The 25036-nt window shown below is 69.8% G+C and carries 23 protein-coding genes and 5 pseudogenes; 9 read left to right on the top strand and 19 right to left on the bottom strand.

Going from position 1 to position 25036, the window contains the following annotated elements; genetic code table 11:
• Positions 1-92: 92 nt before the first annotated feature.
• The 3 genes and pseudogenes from ACFZCY_RS17475 to ACFZCY_RS17485 form a co-directional block, all read right to left on the bottom strand.
• Positions 93-461: pseudogene (locus ACFZCY_RS17475) on the bottom strand (aldo/keto reductase); the annotation flags it as partial.
• Between the two features lie 60 nt (positions 462-521).
• Positions 522-1025 carry a DUF5709 domain-containing protein gene (locus ACFZCY_RS17480; RefSeq protein ID WP_391173966.1) on the bottom strand — a complete coding sequence of 168 codons (504 nt, stop codon included), beginning with the start codon at positions 1023-1025 and terminating at the stop codon, positions 522-524.
• 235 nt (positions 1026-1260) lie between these two features.
• A pseudogene (locus ACFZCY_RS17485) lies at positions 1261-1692 on the bottom strand (TetR family transcriptional regulator C-terminal domain-containing protein); the annotation flags it as partial.
• On the opposite strand from ACFZCY_RS17485, the pseudogene ACFZCY_RS17490 reads away from it, so the two are divergent.
• The 3 genes and pseudogenes from ACFZCY_RS17490 to ACFZCY_RS17500 all read left to right on the top strand — a co-directional run bounded on the left by ACFZCY_RS17490 (position 1660) and on the right by ACFZCY_RS17500 (position 2940).
• Positions 1660-2272 (top strand): annotated as a pseudogene (locus ACFZCY_RS17490) (SDR family NAD(P)-dependent oxidoreductase). The pseudogenes ACFZCY_RS17485 and ACFZCY_RS17490 overlap by 33 nt on opposite strands.
• Before the next feature lie 12 nt (positions 2273-2284).
• Positions 2285-2461, top strand: a pseudogene (locus ACFZCY_RS17495) (hypothetical protein); the annotation flags it as partial.
• Between the two features lie 146 nt (positions 2462-2607).
• On the top strand, positions 2608-2940 hold the full coding sequence (locus tag ACFZCY_RS17500; RefSeq protein WP_391173969.1) for a hypothetical protein: 333 nt from the start codon (positions 2608-2610) through the stop codon (positions 2938-2940).
• 30 nt (positions 2941-2970) lie between these two features.
• On the opposite strand, the gene ACFZCY_RS17505 is transcribed toward ACFZCY_RS17500, so the two are convergent.
• Complete coding sequence (locus ACFZCY_RS17505) at positions 2971-3648, bottom strand: response regulator (RefSeq protein ID WP_391173972.1); 678 nt, start codon at positions 3646-3648, stop codon at positions 2971-2973.
• Positions 3645-4814 (bottom strand): histidine kinase, encoded by a 1170-nt coding sequence (locus ACFZCY_RS17510; RefSeq protein WP_391173974.1) that lies wholly within the window; start codon positions 4812-4814, stop codon positions 3645-3647. Before ACFZCY_RS17510 ends, ACFZCY_RS17505 begins: the two co-directional genes overlap by 4 nt.
• Positions 4815-5036: 222 nt before the next feature.
• On the opposite strand from ACFZCY_RS17510, the gene ACFZCY_RS17515 reads away from it, so the two are divergent.
• The gene (locus ACFZCY_RS17515) at positions 5037-5447 is read left to right on the top strand and encodes a hypothetical protein (RefSeq protein ID WP_391173977.1); all 411 of its coding nucleotides are present in this window, start codon (positions 5037-5039) and stop codon (positions 5445-5447) included.
• Between the two features lie 475 nt (positions 5448-5922).
• Here ACFZCY_RS17515 and ACFZCY_RS17520 read toward each other — a convergent pair whose 3' ends face one another.
• Entirely contained in the window at positions 5923-6372 is a 450-nt protein-coding gene (locus ACFZCY_RS17520; protein WP_391173979.1) for a cupin domain-containing protein, read from the bottom strand.
• A 427-nt stretch (positions 6373-6799) separates the two neighbouring features.
• Between ACFZCY_RS17520 and ACFZCY_RS17525 the strand changes: the two are divergent.
• Together ACFZCY_RS17525 and ACFZCY_RS17530 are read left to right on the top strand one after the other, a co-directional pair.
• Positions 6800-7201: pseudogene (locus tag ACFZCY_RS17525) on the top strand (phospholipase); the annotation flags it as partial.
• Between the two features lie 175 nt (positions 7202-7376).
• Positions 7377-8048 carry a hypothetical protein gene (locus ACFZCY_RS17530; protein ID WP_391174446.1) on the top strand — a complete coding sequence of 224 codons (672 nt, stop codon included), beginning with the start codon at positions 7377-7379 and terminating at the stop codon, positions 8046-8048.
• Between the two features lie 81 nt (positions 8049-8129).
• Here ACFZCY_RS17530 and ACFZCY_RS17535 read toward each other — a convergent pair whose 3' ends face one another.
• The 3 genes from ACFZCY_RS17535 to ACFZCY_RS17545 form a co-directional block, all read right to left on the bottom strand.
• Positions 8130-9392, bottom strand: a complete 1263-nt coding sequence (locus ACFZCY_RS17535) for a PQQ-binding-like beta-propeller repeat protein (RefSeq protein ID WP_391173982.1) — start codon at positions 9390-9392, stop codon at positions 8130-8132.
• Between the two features lie 258 nt (positions 9393-9650).
• Positions 9651-10331 (bottom strand): heparin lyase I family protein, encoded by a 681-nt coding sequence (locus ACFZCY_RS17540; protein WP_391173985.1) that lies wholly within the window; start codon positions 10329-10331, stop codon positions 9651-9653.
• 422 nt (positions 10332-10753) lie between these two features.
• Entirely contained in the window at positions 10754-11515 is a 762-nt protein-coding gene (locus tag ACFZCY_RS17545) for a TetR/AcrR family transcriptional regulator C-terminal domain-containing protein (RefSeq protein ID WP_391173988.1), read from the bottom strand.
• 150 nt (positions 11516-11665) lie between these two features.
• On the opposite strand from ACFZCY_RS17545, the gene ACFZCY_RS17550 reads away from it, so the two are divergent.
• On the top strand, positions 11666-12799 hold the full coding sequence (locus ACFZCY_RS17550) for an FAD-dependent monooxygenase (protein ID WP_391173990.1): 1134 nt from the start codon (positions 11666-11668) through the stop codon (positions 12797-12799).
• Between the two features lie 87 nt (positions 12800-12886).
• On the opposite strand, the gene ACFZCY_RS17555 is transcribed toward ACFZCY_RS17550, so the two are convergent.
• Entirely contained in the window at positions 12887-14059 is a 1173-nt protein-coding gene (locus ACFZCY_RS17555; protein WP_391173993.1) for an alpha/beta fold hydrolase, read from the bottom strand.
• Between the two features lie 103 nt (positions 14060-14162).
• On the opposite strand from ACFZCY_RS17555, the gene ACFZCY_RS17560 reads away from it, so the two are divergent.
• Positions 14163-14738, top strand: coding sequence for an ABATE domain-containing protein (locus ACFZCY_RS17560; protein WP_391173996.1), 576 nt, complete (start codon positions 14163-14165; stop codon positions 14736-14738).
• A 502-nt stretch (positions 14739-15240) separates the two neighbouring features.
• A complete protein-coding gene (locus ACFZCY_RS17565) occupies positions 15241-15903 on the top strand; it encodes a phosphatase PAP2 family protein (RefSeq protein WP_391174000.1) in 663 nt (220 codons plus the stop codon).
• A gap of 7 nt (positions 15904-15910) precedes the next feature.
• On the opposite strand, the gene ACFZCY_RS17570 is transcribed toward ACFZCY_RS17565, so the two are convergent.
• The 9 genes from ACFZCY_RS17570 to ACFZCY_RS17610 are packed head-to-tail and all read right to left on the bottom strand — an operon-like array spanning position 15911 to position 25028.
• A complete protein-coding gene (locus ACFZCY_RS17570) occupies positions 15911-17254 on the bottom strand; it encodes a glutamate-1-semialdehyde 2,1-aminomutase (RefSeq protein ID WP_391174003.1) in 1344 nt (447 codons plus the stop codon).
• 7 nt (positions 17255-17261) lie between these two features.
• On the bottom strand, positions 17262-17813 hold the full coding sequence (gene rfbC / locus ACFZCY_RS17575; RefSeq protein ID WP_391174006.1) for a dTDP-4-dehydrorhamnose 3,5-epimerase: 552 nt from the start codon (positions 17811-17813) through the stop codon (positions 17262-17264).
• On the bottom strand, positions 17810-19030 hold the full coding sequence (locus ACFZCY_RS17580) for a polysaccharide pyruvyl transferase family protein (RefSeq protein ID WP_391174009.1): 1221 nt from the start codon (positions 19028-19030) through the stop codon (positions 17810-17812). Before ACFZCY_RS17580 ends, rfbC begins: the two co-directional genes overlap by 4 nt.
• Complete coding sequence (locus tag ACFZCY_RS17585; protein ID WP_391174012.1) at positions 19027-19974, bottom strand: glycosyltransferase; 948 nt, start codon at positions 19972-19974, stop codon at positions 19027-19029. Before ACFZCY_RS17585 ends, ACFZCY_RS17580 begins: the two co-directional genes overlap by 4 nt.
• On the bottom strand, positions 19971-21278 hold the full coding sequence (locus ACFZCY_RS17590) for a hypothetical protein (protein WP_391174015.1): 1308 nt from the start codon (positions 21276-21278) through the stop codon (positions 19971-19973). Before ACFZCY_RS17590 ends, ACFZCY_RS17585 begins: the two co-directional genes overlap by 4 nt.
• A complete protein-coding gene (locus ACFZCY_RS17595; RefSeq protein WP_391174018.1) occupies positions 21275-22573 on the bottom strand; it encodes a DUF4910 domain-containing protein in 1299 nt (432 codons plus the stop codon). Before ACFZCY_RS17595 ends, ACFZCY_RS17590 begins: the two co-directional genes overlap by 4 nt.
• The gene (locus ACFZCY_RS17600) at positions 22561-23586 is read right to left on the bottom strand and encodes an NAD-dependent epimerase/dehydratase family protein (RefSeq protein ID WP_391174020.1); all 1026 of its coding nucleotides are present in this window, start codon (positions 23584-23586) and stop codon (positions 22561-22563) included. Before ACFZCY_RS17600 ends, ACFZCY_RS17595 begins: the two co-directional genes overlap by 13 nt.
• 3 nt (positions 23587-23589) lie before the next feature.
• Positions 23590-24237, bottom strand: a complete 648-nt coding sequence (locus ACFZCY_RS17605; RefSeq protein ID WP_391174023.1) for a PIG-L family deacetylase — start codon at positions 24235-24237, stop codon at positions 23590-23592.
• Positions 24234-25028: a glucose-1-phosphate cytidylyltransferase gene (locus tag ACFZCY_RS17610; RefSeq protein WP_391174026.1), complete on the bottom strand. Its 795-nt coding sequence runs from the start codon at positions 25026-25028 to the stop codon at positions 24234-24236. Before ACFZCY_RS17610 ends, ACFZCY_RS17605 begins: the two co-directional genes overlap by 4 nt.
• Positions 25029-25036: the final 8 nt, after the last annotated feature.

The following is a 25036-nucleotide window of genomic DNA, read 5'->3' on the forward strand; positions in this document are numbered from 1 at the left end:
CAGGTCATATGATGACCTGATGACATGACTCTCGCTACCGTGATGCGCGTCACATATGAATGAGGGGATCCGGGCGGGTCCGGCGGCCGAGGTCAGCGTTCGAGCATGCCCATACCGGCCTCGCCGTGGGTGTCACCGGCAGCCGGGGGCAGGCCGGACAGCTTCGCCAGGACCTCTTCGGTCAGCCGCAGACTCCCGGCGGCGTTCTCCTCCACCCTGGCCACCCGCTTGGTGCCGGGGATGGGGGCGATGTCGTCGCCCTGGGCGAGCAGCCAGGCGAGGGCGGCCTGGGCGGGTGTGGCGCCCACCGTGGCGGCGTTGGCCTGGACCTCGTCGGCGATGCGCAGGTTCCCCGCATGCATGGCGCGATCCGGTGACATACGGCCCAGGGCCCGGGCGCCGGTTCGCCGGTCAAGCCACTCCCCCGACGTGTGCCTCGCCGCCGCGGCGAACGCCACGTTCGTGTCACGGCACCACCAGCGCTGCTCGGCCCCGGCCCCCGGCCCGTGGCGGCGGCAGCGTCACGGCGTTTCGTCCGGGCCTCGATCCGCGGATTCTTCGACGAGGCCCTCCTCGTCCACGACGTGAACAGCCGCTTCTTCGGCGCCGGCGGCACCGGCGTCGATGCCGACGTCGGAGGCCCACAGTTCCTTATCCGTGTCCGAGCTGACTCCCTCGTCCGGAGCCACCAGTCGCCCTGCCCGCTCCTCGCCGGCCTCGGGGTCCATCGGCTCTCCCTCGCCGCCGGGCAGGTCGCCGACACCGTCGCCCTCCTCCGTTCCGACGTCCGGGTTCTCCTGGCCGAGCCTTTGGCCGAGGGATTCCCCCTCGTGCTGTTCCGCGGCCGTGGTGCCCACCTTGCCCACGCCCAGGGGCTTTTCCGGTGGCGAGTACCCCTCCTCCAGGATGTCGTCGTAGCCGCGTTCGTCCAGCGCGTCCTCGAGGTCCAAGGGCGCCGCGTCCTCCTGCTCCTCGTTGCTGCCGACGGGCTGATATGCGTCGTCCGCCATGCTGTCGTCGCTCATGATCGCCTCCATGCTTATGAGTCCTTGGGCTTGATCGGCCGAGTACCCACTCGCGGCCTGGTCAGCCTGCCCCCTGATCGCGCCATGTCGTGGCCGTCGGCTGATCGAGGGCGGGGCTCGCCTCTGACCTCGTGCCATTGCCATCGGGCCGCGCTTGGCACACTTTTCTCCACAACCGGGCCCACCTGCGCGGACGCGAGGCCAAAGTGACCACCGGTCCCTGCCGACAGGGCCGTCAGGCAGACGGCCGGCTCCGCAGGGCCATGTCGGCCACCTGCTGCAGGTCCTCACGCGTAGCGCCGCTGGCTGCTTGGACGGCGATGCCGTTCGCCACGGCCATGACGTAGCGGGCGAGCAGTCCGGGATCCGTGCCGGGAGACAGGTCGCCTTCGTCGACGGCTTGCTGGAACCGGTCGCGGAGAAGGGAAGTGGCCTCGTTGCGCCAGGCGATGAGGGCGTCGCGGGCGCTGCGTCCCGGGTCGCCGGCGGCGAGGGAACCTTGGACGCCCAGGCACCCGGCGGGGCAGCCGGGGCGCGTGGTGGCGCGAACGGAGCCGTGCAGGAACGCGGTGGCCACCTGCCGGGCGGTCGGTTCCTGCAGGGCCCGGGCCCCGTACGAGGCGGGGCCTTCCGTATAACGCTCCAGGGCCTTGCGGAACAGGTCCTCCGGATCGGCCTGGCAACCGCCATCCGGCTGGCAGCCGAGGGCGCGCAGTGTTCATCACCGGCCGGCGCAAGGCCGCACTGGACGCGGCCGTGGAGACCATCGGCCCGGCGGCGGCCACCGCGGTGGTGGGCGACATCTCCGACCTGGATCGCCTGTACGACGCGGTCCGCGCCCGGGGCCGGCCTGGACGTGGTCTTCGCGAACGCGGCGAGCTCGTCGTTCGCGACACTGGAGCAGATCACCGAGCAGCACTTCGACCAGACCTTCGGCGGCGTTCGGCACCTACGCGGCCTCCAGGGCGGCAATCCGGTCCTACGCCCGGACCTGGGCCAACGGGCTGAAGGACCGGAACATCCGGGTCAACGCGATCTCCCCGGGCACCATCGACACTCCTGGACTCGATGCTGTCGCCGGTACGGGGGACGCGTCTCCAGGTCACAGTTCACCGCAGGCATCCCCCTCGGCCGGATAGGGCACCCGGACGAGGTCGCCGACGTGGTGGCTTTTCCTCGCCTCCGAGCAAAGCAGCTTCATCCTCGGAGCCAACCTGTACATCGCCCGCGGCGAGACCCAGATCTGACCCGCGGGAGACAAGACCCGTATCTCCCGCAAGCCGGACACCTGGCGCTACGAGTGGGACGCCGAGGATCACCCGACCCAGGACACCACGCCCGACGGAACGGTGTGGCGCTGCACATACGACCCGAAGGGCCGGCGCACGGCGAAACTCCGCATGGCGGCGAACGGCACGACCGTCGCCGAGCGCACCGCGCCGCGTGGGGCCGGGATTCACCGGCCCCATGGACGGGTCCGTCAAGATCGGCGGCCGTGGCATCGGCTACCGCGTCTCCCGGACACCCGACCCTGTGTACCGTGTGGCCACCTACTGGCTCACCCCATGAATGACATCGGATCATGCCTGACCTGACTCAGCTGACCCAAGAATTGATCGGGTCGACTTACGAGGAGGGTGCGCCGCGCCTCCCCGACCCCGTCCGGGATTTCATCGAGAGCATCACGTTCGCCACGCCCGAGGAAATCCTCCCGGCGCTGCGCGGCGCGCTGGCCGAGGACTGGATGGCCATGCCGGTCTGGGCCCGGAATCTCGCGTACCGCCTGGCCTGTCTACAGCGCCCGGACGACCCCGAACTCCTGCGCGAAGCGGCGGCCGACCTTCTCTCTTTCGGACCCGACTGGGATGGTTTCGCGGAAGAGCTGAAGGCCCGAGCCGCCCGCCTGGACAGCTGAGTCCCCGGCCGGCACCGAAAGGGCCGCCCCTCAGCGGCCCGGTGTGACCAGCCCCGTCTCGTAGGCGATCACCACGGCCTGGGCCCGGCTGTCCAGACTCAGCTTGCTCATGGTGCGGTTGAAGTGTGTCTTGACGGTCGCCTCGCTGATGAAGAGGTGGTCGGCGATCTCCAGGTTGGTGAGCCCCCGCCCGATCAGCTCCAGCACCTCCACCTCACGCGAGGTCAACGTGGCAAGGTCCGGCGGGCGTTCGCCACCGCCACCGACACCGGCGCCGCCGGTCTGCCGTGCGAAGGCTTCCACCAGCCTGCGTGTGACGCTCGGCGCGAACAGCGCGTCGCCGCCGCTGACCGCCGCCACCGCGGCGAGCAGCCGCTCGGGCCCGGAGTCCTTCAGCAGGAATCCCGAGGCCCCCGCGCGCAGCGCCCCGTACACGTACTCGTCGAGGTCGAAGGTGGTCAGCACCAGCACCTTCGGCGCGGGGTCGGACGCCTGGGCGAGGATCTTCTCGGTGGCCTCGATGCCGTTCATACCGGGCATGCGGATGTCCATCAGCACGACATCGGGGGAGGTGCGGGCGGCCAGAGCCACGGCCTCCTCGCCGTCCCCCGCCTCGCCGACGATCTCGGTGCCGGGCGCGGCGTTGAGCACCCCCACCAGCCCGGCACGGATGAGGAACTGGTCGTCGACGACGAGCACTCTGGTCATCCTGGAGCGTCGTCTCCCTGCGCGTCGTCCCGGTGGCGTACGGCCTGCGGCGAGGTCGGCAGGGTCAGCCGCACGGCGAAACCGCCCTCGCTCCGCGGGCCGACGCGGACCGTCCCGCCATAGAGCTTGGCCCGCTCCCGCATGCCAATCAAGCCGTGTCCGGGGCCCGTCGGCAGTCTGTCCTGAATCACCTCCTCTCCGTCGTCGATGACCGAAACCATGACCTCGTGGCGCCCGTAGCGCAGCTCGACCGTGGTCCGAGCCCGCCCCGCGTGCTTGATCACGTTGGTCAGGGCCTCCTGTACGACGCGGTACGCGCACAGCTCGACGCCGGGCGCGAGCGGCCGCGACGTGCCCTCGACGCGCAGCTCGACCGACAGGCCGCCGGCCCTGACCCGTTCGACCAGCTCGCCGAGGCGCGCGAGCCCCGGCATCGGGCCGGGCGGAGCCCCGTCGCCCTCCTCCTGGCGCAACACCTGGAGCATCCGCCGCAGCTCTTCGAGGGCCTCGGCACTGGTGTCGGCGATGGTGCCGAGCGCGGTCCGCGCGGTCGGCGGGTCGGAGTCGAAGACGAACCGCCCGAGGCCCGCCTGCACGGAGATCACCGACATGTGGTGCGCCACCACGTCGTGCAACTCCCGCGCGATCCGGCCACGCTCCTCCATGACGGCGCGCCGGGCCCGCTCCGCCTGCTCCCGCCGCAGCCGCCGGGTGAGCTCGGCGGACCTGCGCGCCAGGGTGCCGAACCACCACAGGATCAGCGGGAACCCCACGGCCTGCCCCACCACGGAGGGCATCGAGGCCCGGGGCGCCAGCACACCGGCGTAGATCCACACCGCCGCGAGCAGCACCGCGCAGCCCGCCGAGACACGCGCCGTACGCAGGGACGTGACGGTGTAGAACGCGAGCATCGGCCCGTAGGAGTTCACCACGGGCCAGTAGCCCGCCGTGATGTAGCCGGTCCACATCAGGACGGCGGCCAGGAACACGGCGACAGGAGCGCGGTTGCGGGCGATGAGCGGCAGGTTGACCGCGCCCAACAGCGCATAGCCCGCTGCGTCGAGCGCGGGCCAGCCCTCCGCGGTCGCCTCCTGCGCCACCAGTACGGCCACGGTGGTCGGCGCGGCCGCGATGAGTGCGTCGACAGCCAAGGGGCGGATCCGCATCGCCGCAGCGTAGCGCCGAAGCGGAAGGCAGGACATCAAACCACCGTGGTATCGGCCCTACCGCAGGAGTTGACCCGTACCGCGAGAGTTCACGCGCATCTTCCCCCACGGGTTGACGTCGGTCGTATCCGGCTTGCGTAGCTTCTTCCCCGTGCCGGTCACCCAGGCCGGCGCCCACGGCTCACCGCCGCGGCACACATCGCAGAACACGGGGAAACCACCATGCTCACACGCTCACGCCTCGTTCCGCTGGCCCTCGCCACCCTGCTGGTGGGAGGCGGCACGGCCGCCGCGACGACGGCCTCGGCCGCCACGCAGGGATCGCAGGTGATCCAGTCCTGCTACGGCAACGCGGAGAACTACACGGCCACCGGCAATGGTGTCGATGCCGCTTATTGGCCGGGAACCGGGTTCAAGTACACCACCGGCAACTGCGCCGACATCAACGTCAAGGTCAACTACTCCCGCAAGGTCCGGGTCTGCTGGAAGTACATCGAGTGCGACTCCTGGGTGCAGGCCTACAAGGGCCAGTGGAAGGTGGTCAACAAGGAGCACGCCGACGTCCCGGACGGGTGGGGCTTCTACCTGGAGTTCAGCGGAGGCAACAACGGGACGGGACAGGCCGCCTACTGACCCCGGCCGACCGCACGACCGGATGACCACGGGGGGCGCTGAGCGCCGTACGGACCGAAGCCTTCGGCCCGTACGGCGCTCGTGCGTCGCCGCGGGGCTACGACAGCAGGTGGTCGAGGCAGAGGTTCAGCCCGGCCTCCAGATGTTCCGCGGAGCCGGTGGAGAGCAGGACGGTGACACCGCCTTGGAACGAGGAGGTCGCGGACTTCCTGCCCGGAGTCGCTTGACGCTCAGGGCGCCCTGGAGGGCGACGATCGACGCGGCCGAGGGCCGGCTCGGAAGGGCGCCGGAGGAGAGTGCCGGGGTCGTCGTGCGTTGAGCGACTCTCGATGCGGACGGCCCGAAAGGAACCTTCCAGGACGACAACGGAGACGTGCCCTGGTAGACGTCCAGGCACGATCGGGGGGGCAGGCCGGCCGCCTGGGCTGCCCCCCGGATCGTGACCATCAGGCCCCACGAGGCGCCAGTTCGAAAGTCAGTAGGTGTCCGGCAGCAGCCGGAAGTCGTCGAAATCAAATCCGGGCGAGACCACACAACTCACCAGCACCTCTTCATCGCCGGCCGGGATAGCGGCCTGCCAGTGCCCAGCGGGCACGAGAGCCTGCGGCCGCTGGCCGCTCGCGAGCTCGGGGCCAAGCATGACCTTTTCTGGGTCCTTTTCTGGCCTCTCCCCGGAACCGCCCAGCAAGAGCAGCAAGGGACCGCCACGGTGCCACAGCCATAGTTCCGGCGAACGAACCATGTGCCAGCGGGACTCCTCGTTGGGAGGCAAGAGAAAATAGATGGCTGAGCAGATGGACCTCCGCCCAGGGTAGCCCTGCGGCTGCGTCTCAGTGGCACTGCGCCACGTTTCCTTGTACCAACCTCCTTCGGGGTGTGCACTCATCTCGAGCAGGCGGGCCGTCTCGGGCATTTTCTCGATCACGTGAGCTTCCCTTCCTCTCAGCAGGTCTACCCGATCGCCGGCCAAACCTTCCGTTGGCCGGCCCTGTTCGCTCGTTCTGAGCCGTAGCCCCGACCGACACCGCGCCGCCGGACATGAAGCCGTCGCTCCGGGGAGCACGAGCACGCCACCGGATTGATGCACATGACGCATCAACAGATCCCGGTCGCGATGCTGGACGCCATTTGGGCACGGCTTGGAGACTCACCCATGGCAAGGCGACGCCCGCCACCTGCCCCGCCCCGGCACGACGCCGCGTCTCGCCCGCTCGTCAGCGCGCTCGCCACACCGTACGGCTCGTTTCACGGTTCACCGCACCAGGCAATCGGCCCCACGTCCGGCCTTCGCGGGCCGCCCGACACCTTACGGATGACCCATGGGAGACATCACCAGACGTACGGCGCTCACGATGGCCGCGGGTACCGTCACCGCCTCGACGGTGACCAACGCGACCACCGCCGCGGCCGACGCCCCGGCACCGGGACGACCGGCGGCGTCCGGGGCAGGCCCCGCTCTGCGGACCGCCCTCATCACACGGGTGACGCCCAGGAACAACTGGCGGGTGACCGCCGTCGCCATCCGCTACGCGCACCCGCTCCACCTGCGCGGCGGCGTCATCCCACCCTCCGCGTTCCAGGTCACCGCCGACCTCGGCAGGCAGAGCGCGGCCCGAACGGTCACCCGGGCCTACCCGAACACCGTGGCCAGGACGGACGACCGCCCCGAGGCGGGGCGGCCGGGCAGATACCTCATCATCGAGCTCGACCCGGACGACACCAATGCGCAGGCCGCCGGCACCGACCCTCTCCCACTCCACCGCGCCTACGCCATCCGACAGGTGGCGGACGTGAGGACCCCCGGCGGCGACCTGGTGCTCCCGGCCGGTCCGCTGGCAATCCGGAACGACGACGTCATCACCCCGGTGGTCGACGACTTCACCGCGGGATCGTACCCTGCACGGCGGCGGCGAAGTCGCCGACAACAACATGACCCAGCTCACCGCCCATCGCGTCGCCGTCACCTTCGCCAAGCCGGAACGCCAGCGTCGAAACCCGGCGTTCGTACTCGCCTCCCAGATCCCACTGCCCCGCCCCACGGACGGACCCGACAACACGGACTGGACCGACGCCAAGGTCCGTGCGGCGCTGGTCGAACTCATCGACACCTTCACGACGCAGCGCCCCGTCGACACGGACCGGCTCTATCTCGTCGGCCTGTCATCGGGTGCGCGAGGCATCTTCAACCTGCTCCCGAGGCTTCCCCACACCTTCGCCGCGGCCCTGGCCACCGCCGGCTGGGGTGAGGCATCGGCCATGGACAGCATCACGCACATCCCGATCTGGGCCGATCACTCCATCGACGACCCGGTGGTCCCCCACCGCGAGGGACGGTTCGGCAAGCCCGGCACCTGGACGCTGATGAACGCGCTGGAGAGTGCCGGTGCACGGATCACCCGCGGGGAATGGGCCAACGACCTGCCCAAGGCGGAGTTCGAAGCCCGGTCCAGGGCCCTGCTGAACCCGGCACGGCGAGCCGGCAGCCATGTGCTGTTCACCAGCTACACGCCCGGCACGACGCCGGTGAGCCCGCACTTCGCGTGGGCACAGACATATCAGAACGACGTCGTCATCGACTGGCTCCACGACCAGTCCCGTTAGGCCCTGCCATGGCCGACGCGGCGACCCGCGAGCGCCACAGAACACCACCGGGATGTTCTGTGGCCACATCACGAACGAACGCTACGAGCCCGCGGGTCCGGTCCAGTCGGCTGCCACATGACCGATGCGCACCCGCTGCGGGTGATCGCCGACCGCCACGGACGCGGTCTTCTCGCCCGTCGCGAAGTCGATCGCGGTGACCCGGTCGGCACCGCTCTCGGAGACGACGCAGGAGGTGCCGTCGCCACTCACCGTCGCCCAGTACGGCTTCGAGGTCGGCACCAGGGGGCCTTCCTGAAGCGATTCCCGGTCGACGACGGTCGCGTAGTCGTCCATCGTCCCGGCCACGCACAGCTTCTTGCCGTCGGGGCTCATCGACAGCCCGTGGTGGCGGGAGTCGTTGACCCAGGTGGTGCGGTCCTCGCTGGTGGCCGGATTCTTCGGGAGGGTCTTCGCGCGGGTGATCTTGTCCTTGGCCACGTCGTACTCCAGGAACCCGTTGAAGAAGGAGACCTGGAAGTAGAGCTTGGACTCGTCGGGGGTGAAGGCGACGGGCCGGACCGCATCGGACAGGTCCTTGCGACCGAAGGCGTCGAGCCGTTCGCGCATGTCGATGACCTTGACCTGCTTGAACGTGTTCGCGTCGACCACGGTGATGCGCCGGTCGCCCTTCGTCCAGTCCATCGACGGATCGTCCAGTGCGGTGTTGACCTCGCCGATCGACATGTTCCAGAGGTACTTGCCGCCATCGGTGAAGACGTTCTCATGGGGCTTGTCACCGGTGGAGAACGAACCGAGTTGCTTACCCGTCTCGATGTCGAGGACGTGCACCGTATTCGACGTCGAAGCCGACACCGCCACGCGTTTGCCGTCGGGCGACACGGCCATGTGGTCCGCGCGGAATCCCGACACGGGGAAGCGCCAGTTGATTTTGCCCGTCGCGACGTCGATCGAGACCACGTCGGCGAAGCTCGGCCGGGAGACGACGATGGCCGAGCCGTCCGGGGTCGAGTACATGTCGTCCACGAACTGGTCGTGCCCCTCCCCCGGCCCCAGCCGGACCCCCAGGAAGAAGGCGAGCTTGATGGGGTTGAGGTAGATCTCGGCGAGCCGCTGATCCTTGTCCGGTATGACGTTGATCCGGCCGATCCTGGCCAGGTCACCACTGGACTTGATGACGTCGGCGGTGCCGTCCCAGTTGTTGCCCACGAACATCACCTCTCGCAGGCCGGTTGCTTTGGCCTGCGCGGAGGCACTCACCGCCGTGGGACCGGTCACGGCCAGGGCCACGGCAGCGGCGAGAGAGAGAACCATCCGGGTGGAGCCACGGTGCTCTGAAGGCATGGCCACTCCATTCGAAGCGGGGGTCTGTCATCGTCGGGGCGCCACCTACTGGAAAGTAATGAAGACGGATGCCTGCCACAAGTGGTCTGACGACAAAAAATGACAGCCGCTCAACTTTGCTGGACGCCACGACGCCCACCGCCGTCGGCTCGGAACCCACTTCGATCGGCTGGGCGGCCTCCATCCACGAGCACACGCGGGGCAGGAAGCTCGCCAGGGCCGTGGGCGACGCGTGTTCAGCGTGCGCAATCCGCGGCGTCACCAGTTGGCGGGTTCCGCCAGGCTGTACGAGTTCGCGATGCGTGCCTGGTCGTGGAAGACGGAGAGCTCCCGGGGCCCGGCGGGGAGATTCTCTCGCCAGCCGGTGCAGTAGATGCCAGAGGACCAGCGGATCGTGTTGGACGTCTTGGGCAGTACGGGGACTCCGGTCTTGCTATACGCCTTGGCACCGTTGACCCAGATCTCGATGGCGCCGTTGGTGGCGTCGAACTTCAGGCGCGTGACGATCCGGATCCAGGTGCCGCGCAGATTCGTGACCTTGGCGACGTTCGCGCTGAAACCGCCGGAGCCGCCGATGCGCAGGTCGTCATTCTGGATGAACATCAGCTCCCAGGGGCCCTCCGGATCCTCGGGCGACCATTGCTGGAACGTCACGTTCTGGTTGTGGAACTGCCAGGTGGGGGCAACGTAGACGGCCTGGCCGTAATAACGGTCCTGGCCGACGGCCTGGGTGGAGCCCTGGATGGTCTCGGAGTGGTAGCCACCACCCTCGTCGATGTAGGTCTGCTTGGCCTCGATGGCGTTGCCGCCCTTGTAGGCGGGGGTGGAGACGTTGCGTATGACGCCTTGCTTCTGCGGCTTCTGCGGGTAGTTGGACCAGCCCTGGACAGTGCCTTCGTCCTGGAAGTAGACCCCTGCGGGCAACGCCTGGCCGCTCATGTCGACGCGGGTGCCTGCTTCAGCGGACCCCCCGGTCAGGGCGAGGCCGGCGACCAGGGCTACAGCGCACACAGCTTGGACCCACTTCTGGCTCGACTTCCTTAACATCCGATCAATCCCCTCAGGATCTCAACATGCCTGATTTTCACGCCGAGAAAGTAAGGGAGGCAGCGCAAGTTGTCCAGAGCGTCAGAGCAGAGAGATCCGATGTATTGCTGCGCCGCCGCGTGAACGAGTCCGAACCCTGATCCATCCGCGACGGGGCCACAGAGGCGCGCGCTCCCCAGCGCGAACTGTCCGAGGGATATCGCCGAGGTGGGCCCTCGATCCGGAAGGAGGCCGCAGCGAAGAACCGCCCGGCGGACCTGATCAACATTGCGCTGGAGAAGGTGGTGGAGCCGGTCCGCCTCGGGCTGCGGCGTTCATCCGGCGGGGTCGGATGCCGGTGTCGGCTGGGGCTGGGGCTGGGGCTGGGGGAGGTTATCCATGATCAGGCCGAGGGTGAACTCGAACCGGTCGTGCCCGGTGCCGGAGGTCAGCTCAGCGGCATAGCGGCGGGTCTGCGGAAACATGTCGGCCGGCAGCGCGGTGAACCGGCGGATCAGCTCCTCGCGGCCGAGGACCCATTCCTGGTCCGGGTGTCTGCGCCGCTGCTGGACCAGCGACTGCTCCAAGGCGTAGGCGCTGACGTAGAGGGACAGGGCATCGAGCACCCAGGCGGCGCTCTGCGGTTCGATTCCGCCAGCGAGCAGGATCGCCAAAAGCCCTTCCCTGACCCGCAACGTGGAGAGGTTGGTCGGGACTACGCCCAGCGCGGCACGGGAGACTCCGGGGTATTTCAGGTACTGGTCGCGGATCTGCGTGTACACGTCGATGATTTGCTTGCGCCACGTGACCGGGTCCGGTTCGGGCAGCACGACCTCGGAGCAGAGCCGACCGACGAGCAGATCGTCGATGTCCTCTTTGCTGACGATGTGCGCGTACAGCGACGACGGCCCGGTACCGAGCACCGCGGCGACCCGCCGGATGGTCAGTGCGTCGTAGCCCTCGGCGGCCACGACCTGCAGGGCGGCGTCGGTGATCCGGTCGACCGTGATGGGCTTCTTGCGTGGGGACGCCGCCGAGGGCTCCCCAGCGGGCTGGGCGTGACGAGCTGCTCGGCGTTGCCGGGGATCGGAGGGCATACCGATGACTATAGCTTGACACGATCTAAGTTCGCCTCGTAGAACTTAGATCGTACATGCCGAACTAAGTTCGTATCTGCGTGGTTGGCGTACTTACCCCCTGCTCAGGTCCTGAGCAGGGTTCGGACAGTCTGTTCAGGAGGTGGTGTGATGCGAGTTTCCGTGGCCGGAGCCGGCCTGGGGGGCCTGTGCTTGGCGCAGGGTCTGCGTGGTGCCGGGATCGAGGTCGACGTGTACGAGCGGGACCCAGCGATCACCGCACGATTTCAGGGGTACCGGCTCGTACTGGATCCGGTCGGATTCGAGGCGCTGCGCAACTGTCTCCCACAGCGTTGGCACCCACTGCTGGACGCGGTCGTCAGTGACGCCTACGTTGAGCGACTGGCCCTGGACGCCCAGCTGAACAAGATCGGCGAACTCGGCCCTGCCAGGAGTGGGGTCGTGGTTGACCGGCAAGTACTCCGGCACCTGCTGCTGACCACACTCACTGTGCACACCGGGGCCGCGCTGACCGGTTACGACGTCTTGGACGACGGCAGGGTCGAAGCCCGGTTCGCGCAACGCGATCCGGCAACCGCTGATCTGCTCGTCGGGGCGGACGGGGTCGGCTCCGCGATCCGCCAGGTGCTGACGCCGCGGACCACCCCGACTGACACCGGCGTTCGGTTCGTCATCGGCCGCACGCCGCTGACGGAGCAGTTCGCCGGCCTGTCCCGGGCCTACGGCGGGAAGATCGTCGGGGGCGGAGTGAGTCTGTTGCTCGGGGCAATGCGGTTCCCCATTCCGCCAAAGGAAGCGGCGGAGAAACTGGCACCCGAAGTAACGCTCCCTGACATCCATGACTACGTGCGCTGGGCCATGATCCTCCCGCCGAACGGCTCTCTCGGCACCTTGACGGCACAGGAGGCCGCGCTGTCCAGAATGAAAGGTTGGCACCCGGACCTGCAGGCGCTCATCGAGCAGGCCGACCCGGACAACAGCACCCTGCTGCCCATCGGGGTGGTCGAGCCAGGTGAGCGCTGGGCACCCGGTCCGGTCACGCTGCTCGGTGACGCTATCCACGCCACCTCTCCGACCGGCGGCAACGGCGCGAACACCGCCCTGCGCGATGCCGACCTGCTGGGCCGTTGCCTGGTTGAGGCCGCCGAGGGCCGTCAAGACCTTCTCTCCGCGGTCGACAGCTACGAGCGGCAAATGTTCGAGTACGGGAGCGAGGCCGTGCGCCACAGCCTCGCCGCGCTACCCGCCTTCGTCCCGAACCCGGACCGACCCGAGCCGGCCTAGGTTCAGAACCTCCCAGCCACGCCCTCAAAGTCGAGCGGCACGTTTCCGGCGCGTTCCGGCTCGCTGGTTGCCGGTCCTGGTGCGGATTCACCGATGAGCGGCCAGCACTGCCGCGAGGCCCTCTTGCAGATCTTTGACGAAATACTCGGGAACCTCCAGCGACGGGAAATGTCCCCCGCTTTCGGGCGCCCTCCATCGGACGATTTGCCGGTACCGCTCCTGTGCCCAGGGGCGCGGGCACTTCTCGATGTCGCGGGGATACATACTGATTGCCGACGGGACGTCGACCCGGAGTTCGGGGTCGAGCGAGTTGTGGCTTTCGTAGTAAATGCGGGCCGACGATGCGCCGGTCCGCGTCAGCCAATACAGAGTGACGTTGTCAAGAACGCGGTCCATGGAAATCGTCTCGAACGGGCTGTCTTCGGTGTCCGTCCACTCAGCGAACTTGTCAAGGATCCAGGCGAGAAGCCCGACCGGTGAGTCGACGAGCGAGTAGCCGATGGTCTGCGGTCGGGTCGCCTGCTGCTTCGCATACGCCGCGCGGTGGCTCCAGAAATCGCGGGTGTCCTCGGTCCACTTGCGCTCGGCCGCCGTCAGCCCATCCGTTGTCAACCCGGGCGGCGCCTCCGCGAACGTTGTGTGGATGCCGAGAACGTGCGCCGGGAACCTGCCGCCGAGAACCGTGGTGATATTACCTCCCCAGTCCCCGCCCTGGGCTGCGAACTTGCCATAGCCGAGCCTTCCCATCAGTTCCACCCATGCGGCCGCGATCTTTTCGGTTCCCCACCCGGTGGTGGCCGGCTTGTCGCTGTAACCAAAGCCGGGTAGCGACGGGACCACGACGTGGAACGCCGGCGCGTCTGCATCTTTCGGATCTGCCAGCTCGTCCACTACATCGATGAACTCAGCAATGCTGCCCGGCCAGCCGTGCGTCAAGATCAGAGGAGTGGCATCTGCGCGCGCGGATCGTCGGTGCAGGAAGTGGATTCCCAGATCATCAATGGTCGTGCGGAACTGGCCGATGCGGTTCAGGCGCTCTTCGAACGACCGCCAGTTGTATCCGGTGCGCCAGTAGTCCACGACATCGACGAGGTCGGCGAGAGGAACGCCCTGTTCCCATCGGCGAGGGTCGGGCGCGGCGCGATAGACCGTCTCGGCCTCCGGTAGTCGCGCCGCGGCCAGTCGCGCGCGCAGATCGTCGAGGTCGGCGTCAGTTGCGTGGGCTTCAAATGATTGCACGTCGCTGGTTGGACGGGACATGAGACCTCCTGGCCATCGCGGAACCGGCTGCGACCCATCGCGAACCAGCTAAGAAGGTTCTAGCAGCTCTCCGAGCCACACCGCAACCTGCTAAGGTGGTTCCATGCGTGCTGGGTTCCCTGACTTCCGCCTCGGTAGCGTGCTGGCGACCAGCTTCACGGGGACTCTGTCGGAGCGGCGTGGCAACGCCGTGGAGCGCATTCCCACGCCGCAGCGACTCGTCGACTGGCTGGCAGTGAACGGCCTCGCCGTGGACTCGTGCACCACTGCCCAGCTCGACCTCGCCCGGGAACTGAGGGAGTCGATTCATGCCGCCGCGACAGCGGCCGCACTCCAGGACGCTCTCCCTGCGTCTGCTGTCCAGGTCATCAATGACCGCAGCGCTCAGGGTCGGGCCGCGGCGATCCTGACGCCCGAGGGTAAGCGGCGATGGCAGCTCAGCTCGGCTTCCTGCGTGGAAGATGCCCTCAGCGTGATCGCCGCCGACGCGGTCAGCATCATCGCGGGCGAACGAGACGGAAAATTGGCCTTGTGCGCATCACCGACCTGCCAAGCCGCCTTCTTCGACACCAGCCAAAGCCGCACTCGCAAGTGGTGCGACATGAACACGTGCGGGAATCGTCAGAAGAAGGCGCGCTTCAATGCCAACCAGCGCAAAAGCCCCAGATCAGCGGAGTGATCGATCCCCTGGGCGGGATCAGGCGGTGATCGAGTGCCGGGTCGCCGAGCCGGATCCGTGCGGTGCGACTCGTCGAGCATGCCGCGGAGGCACACCGGGTTCGGCGACAAGTACGTCACCGCGATGGGGCGAAGCGTTCATCGCCGAGCAGCGGCAGCGAGTCGGCCACCACGGCATTGTTCTCCACCGCCGGGATTGACCGACTACCGGTAGGATCAGAAGGAGAGCTGATCCTGATCCCCTGGGCCAAGGCGATGGCCAGGCCGGCGAGTTCGGGGCTGCGCTGGAGGGTGGTCGGACACGACGGGGGGCTCGCGTTGGATCGGCTGGCCGGAGCTGACCTGGATGTCGGCCCAACTCAGTTCGTGGCTGACGATCCCGGACATGTCGGCGGATGGCAGGGGGCGGTTCTTGCGGGGCTCGACCGCCACCGCGTAAGGGGTTGCGGCGCGGTCGAGTTCGGAGAGGGCGCTACCGCCGGTCGACCGGACGCGGTGGGCCTGTGACCGGCCGGCCGGCGCCCGCGGTGCTGCCCCGGTCGCTGCGCGCGTGGCTCGGGTGGATCGCGGTCCTTGCCGTGCTGGTGGTCGGCGTGCTCGGCGTCCTGTACGCCGGCCACGGCGAGCCCGGCAGGGTGGACAGGTGGATCATCGAGCCGACGGCGGACAGTGTGGGGCCGCCCTGGAGGCGCGTCGCTCTGGCCCTGGACTTCTTGGGGGAGCCCGCCGGAGCGGCGGTGCTGATCGTGGCCGCTGTGGCGGGCTGCCTGCTGCTACGGCGTCCTCGCGCGGCGGTGCTCGTCGTTGCCGGCGCGGCCACGGCCGTGGGGACGGCGACGCTGCTCAAGCATCTGGTGGGACGCACCATCCACGGCGACGGCAACCTGTCCTATCCGAGCGGGCACACCGCCTTCTTCACCGCACTCGCCCTCATCGCGGCGCTGCTCGCTGCCGGCCGGTTCGGTCTCGGCAGGGCGGCCGGCACGTCACTCGCGCTCGCCGCGGCGCTCGTGGCCGGGGCCGCGATGGGATGGGCTCAGGTCGCCTTGGGCGCGCACTATCCGACCGACGTGCTCGGCGGCTGGTGCACCGCACTGGCGGTGGTTCCGGCGACCGCGTGGCTGGTCGATCGGATGGCCGACGCCCGTCGGCGGGAGCGGCGCTGACGTCACATCACTCCAAGCGGCGGAAGACGGGCTTCACCGGTCGTCCACCCAGCCAGGGGGTGGGGTCGGCGGCATCGAGGGCCTTCCGGTACACCGCACATGCCCGGGCCACCACGTCGACCGTGTGATCGATGTCGGCGTCGCTGAGCGCACTGCTCACCACGAACGACGGGGCGAGCACCCCGCCCTCGAGGAGCCGGCGCAGGAACAGGGTGCGGTACTGCTGCGACGGCTGCCCGTTCTCGTCGAGGGTGGCGAAGACCAGGTTGCTGGCCCGGCCCCGGACGACGATGTGTTCGCCGACGCCCATGTCGGCCGCGGCGGCGCGGACATCGGCGGCCAGCTTCTCGCCGAGGGTGTGCAGCCGCGCGGTGACGCCCTCTTCGGCGTAGATGGTTTGCACCGCCATCGCGGCGGCCAGCGAGTGCGTTTCCGCACCGTGCGTGGTGGACAGCAGGAACACCCGGTCGCCGGAGTGACGCAACCCCCCCAGCTCCATCAGTTCGCGGCGCCCGGCCAGCGCGGAGACGGCGAATCCGTTGCCCAGCGCCTTGCCGAAGGTGGAGAGGTCGGGGACGACTCCGTACAGGCCCTGGGCGCCCGCCTCGGACCAGCGGAAGCCGGTGATCATCTCGTCGAAGATCAGTACGCAGCCATGCCGGTCGGCCAGCTCGCGCAGGCCGGCGAGGTAGCCGGGCGGAGGCTCGGTGTGGGTGGCGGGTTCGAGGATCAGACAGGCGACCTCGTCCGGGTACCGGGCGAGCAGCTCCTCCGTGGCGGCCAGGTCCCCGTAGGGGAACGCCACGGTGAGTTCGTTGGTCGCCGCCGGAATGCCGGCGGACATCGGCGTGGTGCCGATGAACCAGTCGTCGACGGAGAAGAACGGATGGTCGGCGCAGATGGCCACCCGCGGGCGTCCGGTGGCGGCGCGGGCGAGGCGCACCGCGGCGGTGGTGGCGTCGGAGCCGTTCTTCGCGAACTTCACCATCTCGGCGGTCGGCACCGTGGCCAGGAAGCGTTCCGCGGCTTCGACCTCCACGATGGACGGCCGGACGAAGTTGCTGCCGCGGTCGATTTCCCGCCGCACCGCCTCGGTCACACGTGGGTGGGCGTGGCCGAGGCTGACCGACCGCAGGCCGGAGCCGTACTCGACGTAGCGGTTGCCGTCGATGTCCCACACGTGGGCGCCGCGGCCGTGGCTGATGACCGGGGTCAGGTTCTCGGGGTACTGGTCGTCGCCCTTGGCGTAGGTGTGCGCGCCCCCGGGGATCATGGCGTGCAGCCGCTCGTTCGCCGTCCGCGACCGGGGCAGGAGGAACTCCGTGGTCTGCTCGGTGTGTTCGGTGTCCAAGCCGGCTTCACCCTTCCTTGTGCTTCAGGACCTCGGCGAGGCTCGGCGCCTCCCGGTCCCGCTGGGACATCGATGTGACCGGCAGTGGCCAGGGAACGGCGAGCTCCGGGTCGTCGAAGGCGATCGTCACGTCCTCGGACGGATCGTGCGGGCGGTCGATCCGGTACGAGGTGTCGGCGGTTTCGCTCAGCGCCTGGAAGCCGTGCGCGCACCCCGCCGGGATGTACAGGGTCGCCTGCGTCTCGCCGGACAGTTCGAAGAAGGCCCGCCCCAGGTAGGTCGGCGAGTCCGGGCGCAGGTCCACGACGACGTCGAAGATCTGCCCGTACGAGCACCGCACCAGCTTGGCCTCGCCGGCGCCGGAGCGCAGGTGGAGGCCGCGCAGCACACCCCGGACCGAGCGGGAGACGCTGTCCTGGATGAAGGCGTGCGGGTCGAGACCCACCGAGCGGATCACATCGGCGTCGAAGGTGCGGCAGAAGAAGCCGCGTTCGTCGGCGTACGGCGTCGGCTCGAACAGGTACGCGCCGGCGATTTCCGGGACTTCGGTCGCTTTCATGGAGCCTTCCGTGGGACGTGGGCGTGGTCGTTCGCCGGGAACAGGGTCGTGGTCAAGGCGGTGAATTGGGAAGCGAGTTGCTGTGCGGCGACCCGGTTTCGCTCGGTGAGGGTCTGTCGTAGCTCCGCCGATCGCTTCTCCAGCGCCCGGAACTGCTCGATCAGCCGGTCGGCGTCGACCTCGCGTGCCGGGTGGCAGTACGCGCCGAGGCCCATCCGGTCCATGAGCGCGTCGCTCTTCGCCGCATAGCAGAGGGCGAGCACGGGCGTTCCGGTCTTCAGCGCGCAGATCAGGTTGTGGTAGCGGACGGCCACCACGGTGTCGGCGGCCGCCATCTCGTTCATCAGGTCGGCCAGTGAGGCCGGTTCGGCCGCGGTGACCAGTGGTGAGTCGACCGCGTCGAGGATCGCGGCGACCACCGCCACATCGCACTGGTCGCCGGTGAGGAGCCGGACCGGTCGGCCCTCCTCGACCAGCGCGCGGACGAACCGGATCGTCCCGTCGAGGTAGCGCCGGTGGATCTCCTCGGCCCGGGCGCGGTCGTCGTTGCCGCCGTGGAAGTCCATGACACCGAGGCAGACCAGGCCCGGCGGGCCCGAGGGCGCGCTCGTCGGCGGTGTCGGCAGGGAGAAGGCGAGGTCGGGGTAGACCTCGTCGCGCGTGGTGTCCACGCCCATGGCCCGCATCGCGTCGCGGGACGGGGCGTCCCGGTACGACCGGTACGCGGCCAGCCGCGCCGACCAGCGCACCAGGGCCCGGGTCGGCCGGTTGCCGATCTCGGCGGCGCCGACGCTGACCAGCGCGACCCGGGTGCGCAGCAGCCGGCCACTCGCGCAGAGCAGGAACAGCGAGTACGGGAAGCCCCACGGCCGCAGCGGCAGCGTGGCCTCCAGGACGCCCATGCCGGGCACGATCACGACGTCGTGCCGGCGCACCCAGGCGGCGGTGCGGAAGACGTCGACGAGTTTGCCCAGACCCTTGCCCGCGATCGCGCCCGCTCGCGACGCGGTCCGGTACTCCCCGCGGTACCAGTGCAGCCGCGTCGCGGGTATCCCGAACCGGGCCGTCACCGCCTCGGGTCCGCCGCACAGCGCGTCCACGACCGCGTCCGGGTGCTCGGCGCGGAGGTATCCGAGGACGGCTTCGAGTGATCCGTCGTTGCCGAGGTTGCCGGAGCCGAGCAGGCCGAACACCCCCACACGTGTCGCCGTCCTCATGCCCGCCTCCCTTCACGGCCGGCGACGAGGGCGTCGACGGAGACGGTCAGCTTGGCCGGGTCGACCGGGGCGCGGTCCTCGACCCGCTCGCCGGCGCCCGGCCGGGCCCGGCTGGCCATCCATGCGGCCAGGTGGCGGAAGCAGGCGCGGCGGTCGGCCGGGGACAGCGGGGCCCGCCGGATCGCCGAGGCGAAGCCCCAGACGTACTCGGCGAGCAGCCGGGGCGTCGGGTGCAGCGGGCCCGCCCGGCGCGGGTCCAGGTTGACGCATCGGGAGCGCTTGGAGGGGTTCGCCCGCTCGGCGCGAGTGGGGTGGTCGCGGCGGAAATACAGGAGTTCGGGCACCTGGTGGAAGCGCCCGTGCAGGGCGATCTCGGCGACGAACGTGCGGTCCGCGTGGTGGTAGCTGTCCATCGGCTTCACCCGGCGCAGCGCGTCGGCCCGGATCACCCCGTAGAAGTCGTCACCGCCGGGCTCGAACAGCATGCTGCGGAAGCGCTCCGGCGGGTGCGGTGAGTCGGTGGCGAGCGTGTACTCGTACGGGACCTTCACCTGGCCGTCGCCGTCGATGACCGCCTGGTCGGCGTGCGCGAGGATCACGTCCGGCCGCTCGTCCAGCGCCTCGGCGCAACGCCGCAGCAGATCGCGGGCGTACAGGTCGTCGTGCGAGGCCCACTTGAACAGCTCGCCGCGGCACTGGGTGAACACGTAGTTGTGGTTCGGCGTGGCGCCGACGTTCCGGAGCAGCCGGATGTACCGGATGCGCGCGTCCTGCGCCGCGTACTTGCGGCAGATGTCCTCGGTCCCGTCGGTCGAGGCGTTGTCGGAGATGACCAGCTCGAAGTCCTCGTAGGTCTGGCCGAGCAGCGCGTCGAGCGACTCGGCCAGGTACTCCTCGCCGTTGTACACGGGCAGGCCGATGCTCAGCCTGGGGTGGGCGGTCATGGCGTCCTCACTTCGCGGATGGAGTCTTGGTGGTGCTCGCGCAGGGCGGACCGCAGGTGCAGCCACCACACGGCCGAGCCGCTGACGGTCGCGGCGGCGACGCCCCAGGCCGAGCCGACCGTGCCGGCGACGGCCGCCCCGCCGAGCCCGCCGCCGACGTAGCAGGCGGAGGCGAACAGCTGGGAGCGCAGGCTGCGCCGGGCCGCGCCGAGCGCGCGCAGCCCGGCCGCCGCGCCGGTGCCGAGGCCGGCGCCCGCGACGCCGAGGGTGACCGGCACGATGAGCTGTGCGGCGGAGTGCCAGACATCGCCGAGCGCGAACGCGCCGAGCCGGTCCGGCATCAGCAGCAGCGACCCGCCCCAGAGCAGCGCGCCGGCCGCCTGTCCGCCACCCAGCAGGAGGCAGAACGCGCCGAGGCGGTGCGGGGCCCGCCGCAGTACCCGTGCCGCCTCCGGGACGGTGACCAGCGAAAGGCCCATCAGCACGGCGAGGAACGGGCCGAGCAGGAGCTCGGCGCCCCGCACCGCGCCCACCGCGCCGACCCCGGCGATCGCGCCGAGCCCGTACGCCCGCAGCTGGCTCGCGCCGCTGAGGCAGGTGTTCTCGACCAGGTAGCGGTAGCCGAGATCGCGCTGCTCGCGAAGCCACCCGCGCGCGCCGGCCACCCGGGGCCGGATGCCGGACTGGAGGTAGCCGTACCCCGCCGCGACCGTGGCGGACGCTCCCCAGGCGAGCAGATACGCGGCCACACTGCCCACGCGGGCCGCCACGATCATGGCCGGGACGAGCGCGACGCCCCACACGACGTCGTTGACGAACGCCTTCCGCCCGGCGCCGGCGGCGAAGAACGAGAACCGCCAGGCGTCTTGCAGCAGCAGCCCCGGCAGCATGACGCCGAGGCAGACGAACGCGGGCCCCACGCGGCCGCCGAGGGCCGGCCCGGCCACCAGACACGCCGCGCCGATGGCCGTGCCCACGCCGAGTGCGGTGCCCGTCGACCGGGCCACCGCCCCTCGCCAGGATGCGTCCGGCACGCCACTGAAGCGCACCACGAGCGGATCGGTGGCCAGCCCGCGGGAGATGTTGAGCACCACGCCGTAGGTCACCCAGGCCAGGCTGAACACGCCGAACGCGGTCACCCCCAGCGAGCGGGCCACGTAGATGCCCACCGCGAAGTTGGACATGCTGGAGGCCGCCTGGTCAGCCAGTCCCCAGGACAGCCGGCCGACGAGCGCCCGCTTGGCGGACCCGGCCGGTGGCGCCGTCGTCCCCGGATTCTCCCCCTCGGTGGTCATGGGCGTCATGCCTTGATCAGCCCGGCGCCGTGCAGGGCGCCGGCCGCGGTGGCGACGGTGTCGAACGGCAGCCCGGACCGCTCGGCGACGTCCAGCAGACTGTGCTCGCCATCGGAGAGGTTGAGCACCCAGAGCATGGCCATCTGGGCCTGCTTGGTGTCGCTGCGGCCGCCGAGCGCGTCGTACAACCCGCGCCGTCCCAGCTGTGGTTCACCGTAGGGACTGAGGTTGAGGTACCGCCGGTTGCGGTCGAGGACGGCGAACGCCTCGCGGCAGACCGCGAGGGTGTCCGCCATCGCCTCCGGGGAGACGAAGTCCAGGTTGTCCGCCGACGTGTGGTACTCGGGGTAGCCCGCGTACGGGGTCCGGGTGAGCGAGCCGACGCCCAGATTGAACCCGGGCGAGCAGTACTGCCGCTCGTCGTAGCCGTACGGGGTGAACTCGGCCACGTGGTGCGGGCGTTCGGAGGCGGCCAGCACGTGCCGCATCACCCGGTCGATCTCCGCGTCGCCGCGCCTGCTCTGCTTGTACGTCAACGAGCCCGGGTCGCCGGCGCAGGCCAGCACCAGCCCGTGCTTGACCAGTTCCACCCGCTCGGCGTTGCGGGCCAGCCAGGTGATCGCCCCGATGGTGCCGGGCGCGAAGATGAACCGGTAGGTGTAGTACGGCGACCGCTGTGCCAGCGCGCGGGCCAGGAACGCCGCCACCGCGATGCCGGCCAGGTTGTCGTTGGCCAGCGACGGGTGGCAGACGTGGCAGGAGACGATCACCTCGTCGGCGACCTGCCCGGGGACCACGTGCTCGGCGTAGGTGAGGTGGCCGTCGGCGAGGGTGGAGTCGATACGCACCTCGTACTCGCCGTCCGGCAGCGCGTCCAGGGTCTCCTGGGCCAGGCAGAACCCCCATTCCGGCTTGTAGTAGCTGGTGCGGTACGGCACCCAGGACGGGTGGTCGGGCAGGGTGTGCAGGTGCGCGCGCAGCTCGGACAGCGGCATGGTCGCCGACACCGGCACGCTGTAGCCGAGCACGTGCAGGCTGGACGCCCGGAAGTCGACGACCCGGTGGCCGGCGGGGTCGGCGATGTACGCGTCCCGGATGTTCCACTCCTGCGGCACCGTCCAGTCGAGTACCTGCGTCCCGGTCGGCACCTCGTGCACCTGCAGCGGGATGTACTCGCCGACGATGTCCAGGGTGGCGCGCACACCGTCACCGGTGATGCTCCGGCAGAGCGGGTACAGCCGCTCCACCAGGGCGTACATCTCCTCGCCGGCACCTTCTCCTCCATGCGCGGTCACCGGCGCCACCGCAGCGTGTCGTCGACGGTGCCGGCGTCGGACGCCGCGCGCAGCACGGCGAGGCGGGTGAAGCGCTGCTCGAAGTCCTCCCGGGTCAGCCCGTGTTTCCGGTAGGCGTCGGCGAGTTCGAGCGCGCCCTGTTTCACCGTCCACTCGCAGTCGAAGCCGGGTATCGCGGCGCGGAACCGGGAGAAGTCCACCCGGTACGACCGCGGATCGGCGCCGGTCTCCCCGGTGATCACCACCTCGGCACCGGGCACCGCCTCGGCGACCTGCCCGGCGATCTCGGCGACCGTGACGTTGTTGGTCTCGCTGCCGATGTTGAACGCCCGGTCGTGCACCGCTTCCCTCGGCGCGGCCAGCGCGGCCGTGAAGGCCCGTGCGATGTCGGCGGCGTGCACCAGCGGGCGCCAGGGGGTGCCGTCGGAGAGCACCAGCACCTCGCCGGACAACAGGGCGTGGCCCACCAGGTTGTTCAGCACGATGTCGGCACGCAGCCGGGGCGAGTAGCCGAAGGCGGTGGCGTTGCGCATGAACACCGGGCTGAAGTCGCCGTCGGCCAGGTCGTGCAGGTCGTCCTCCACCCGCACCTTGGACTCCGCGTACGGCGTCACCGGGCGCAGCGGGGCGTCCTCGGCCACCAGGTCCTCGCCGCCGGCGGCGCCGTAGACCGAGCAGGTCGACGCGTACAGGAAGCGCCGCACCCCGGCGTCGCGGGCCAGCCGGGCCAGCCGCACGGACGCGTGGTGGTTGATGTCGTGGGTGAGCTCCGGCGCCAGCGATCCCAGCGGGTCGTTGGAGAGCGCGGCCAGGTGGATCACGGCGTCGACCCCGGCCACGTGTTCGGCCGTGACGTCGCGCAGGTCCACCCGCCGCCCCGGCGGGTCCGTGGGCGTCGGGCCCAGGACACAGTCGGCGAACAGGCCGGCGTCGAGGCCGACGACCTCGTGTCCGGCGGCGGCGAGGACCGGGGCCATGACGGTCCCCAGGTAGCCCTGGTGTCCGGTCAGCAGTACGCGCATGGTTCAACCCCCCAGGTTGAGCGTGAGTTTGGTGACGGCGAACGCTTCGGCGTATCGCTCGTGGCATTCGATGCCGCGGATCCGCGCGAGGCCGAGGAAGGCCTCCCGGTCGTACCAGGGCCGGTGCCGCTGCGAGGGGTAGTGCTCCTGCAGCAGCCGCACCTTCTGTTCGGCGATCTCCGTTGACAGTGGCTGGTACGCCGCGAGGCGGCCGAGGTCGCCGTCCCACTTGACGATCTCGTAGCCGAGGACGAGGTGGTCGCGGAAGGCGGTGGGTATCAGCTGCGCCAGGCCGCGGTGGTCCTGGTGCGCGTCATCGGTGCGCGGGGCCAGGATCAGATCCGGGTCGGTCTGCGCGCGCAGTTCCTCGAGGGCGGCCTTGGCCTCCTCCCAGTGCGCGGGCAGATGGCCGTCCGGCAGCTTGTGCACGGTCAGCCGCAGGTCGGCGCCCGGGCAGAAGGCGGCGAGCGCGGCCCGCTCCTCCCGCTCGCGTTCGCTGCCGCCGCCGGAGAGCACCAGCGCGTCGACCCGGAGACCGGGCCGCGCGAGGCACATGGCGAGCAGCGTGCCGCCGGCGCCGATGGCGATGTCGTCGCAGTGCGCGCCCACGGCGACGATCCGGTCCAGGGGTCCGGCCCCGAGCCGGATCACGCGCCCACCCCGGCGTTGTCCCGTTCCCACACGGCCCACGGGCGGTCGCCCCGGGCGTAGGCGGCGTCGAGCGCGGCCCGCTCCTTCACGGTGTCGGTCGGCTTCCAGAAGCCGCGGTGCTGGTGCGCCACCAGCCGGCCCCGCTTGGCCAGTTGGGCGCATCCGTCGGCGACCAGGTCGCCGTTCTCCGGGATGTGGTCGAAGACCTCCTGGCGGAGCACGAAGTAGCCGCCGTTCTCCCACAGCGGCAGTTCGCTCACCGCGGTGATGCCGCCCACCAGGCCGTCCTCGCCCAACTCCACGCAGTGGAAGGAGGACTGCGGCGGCACCACCATCATCGACGCACCGGCGTCGCGCGCGGCGAACCGGTCGATCATCTCCGGCAGCGGGGCGTCGGTGAGCACGTCGGCGTAGTTGGCGAGGAACATCTCGTCGCCGTCCAGGTGGTGGCGCACGCGGCGCAGCCGCTCCCCGATCGGCGACTCGACACCGGTCTGCGCGAACGTGATCGTCCAATCCGAGATGTCGGTGGACAGCAGCTCGGTCCGTCCGCCTCGCAGCACGAAGTCGTTGGACGTCGTCTCCTCGTAGTTGAGGAAGAAGTCCTTGATGTGGTGGGCCCCGTACCCGAGGCACAGGATGAACTCCGTGTGCCCGAAGTGCGCGTAGTAGCGCATGACGTGCCAGATCAGCGGCCTGGGGCCGACCATCGCCATCGGCTTGGGCACATCGTCCGCGGCACCGCTGCGCATCCGCATCCCGTAACCGCCGCAGAACAGAACGACCTTCATGCTGTGCC

The organism is Streptomyces sp. NPDC007983 (genome assembly GCF_042958345.1).
GTDB lineage: Bacteria > Actinomycetota > Actinomycetes > Streptomycetales > Streptomycetaceae > Streptomyces.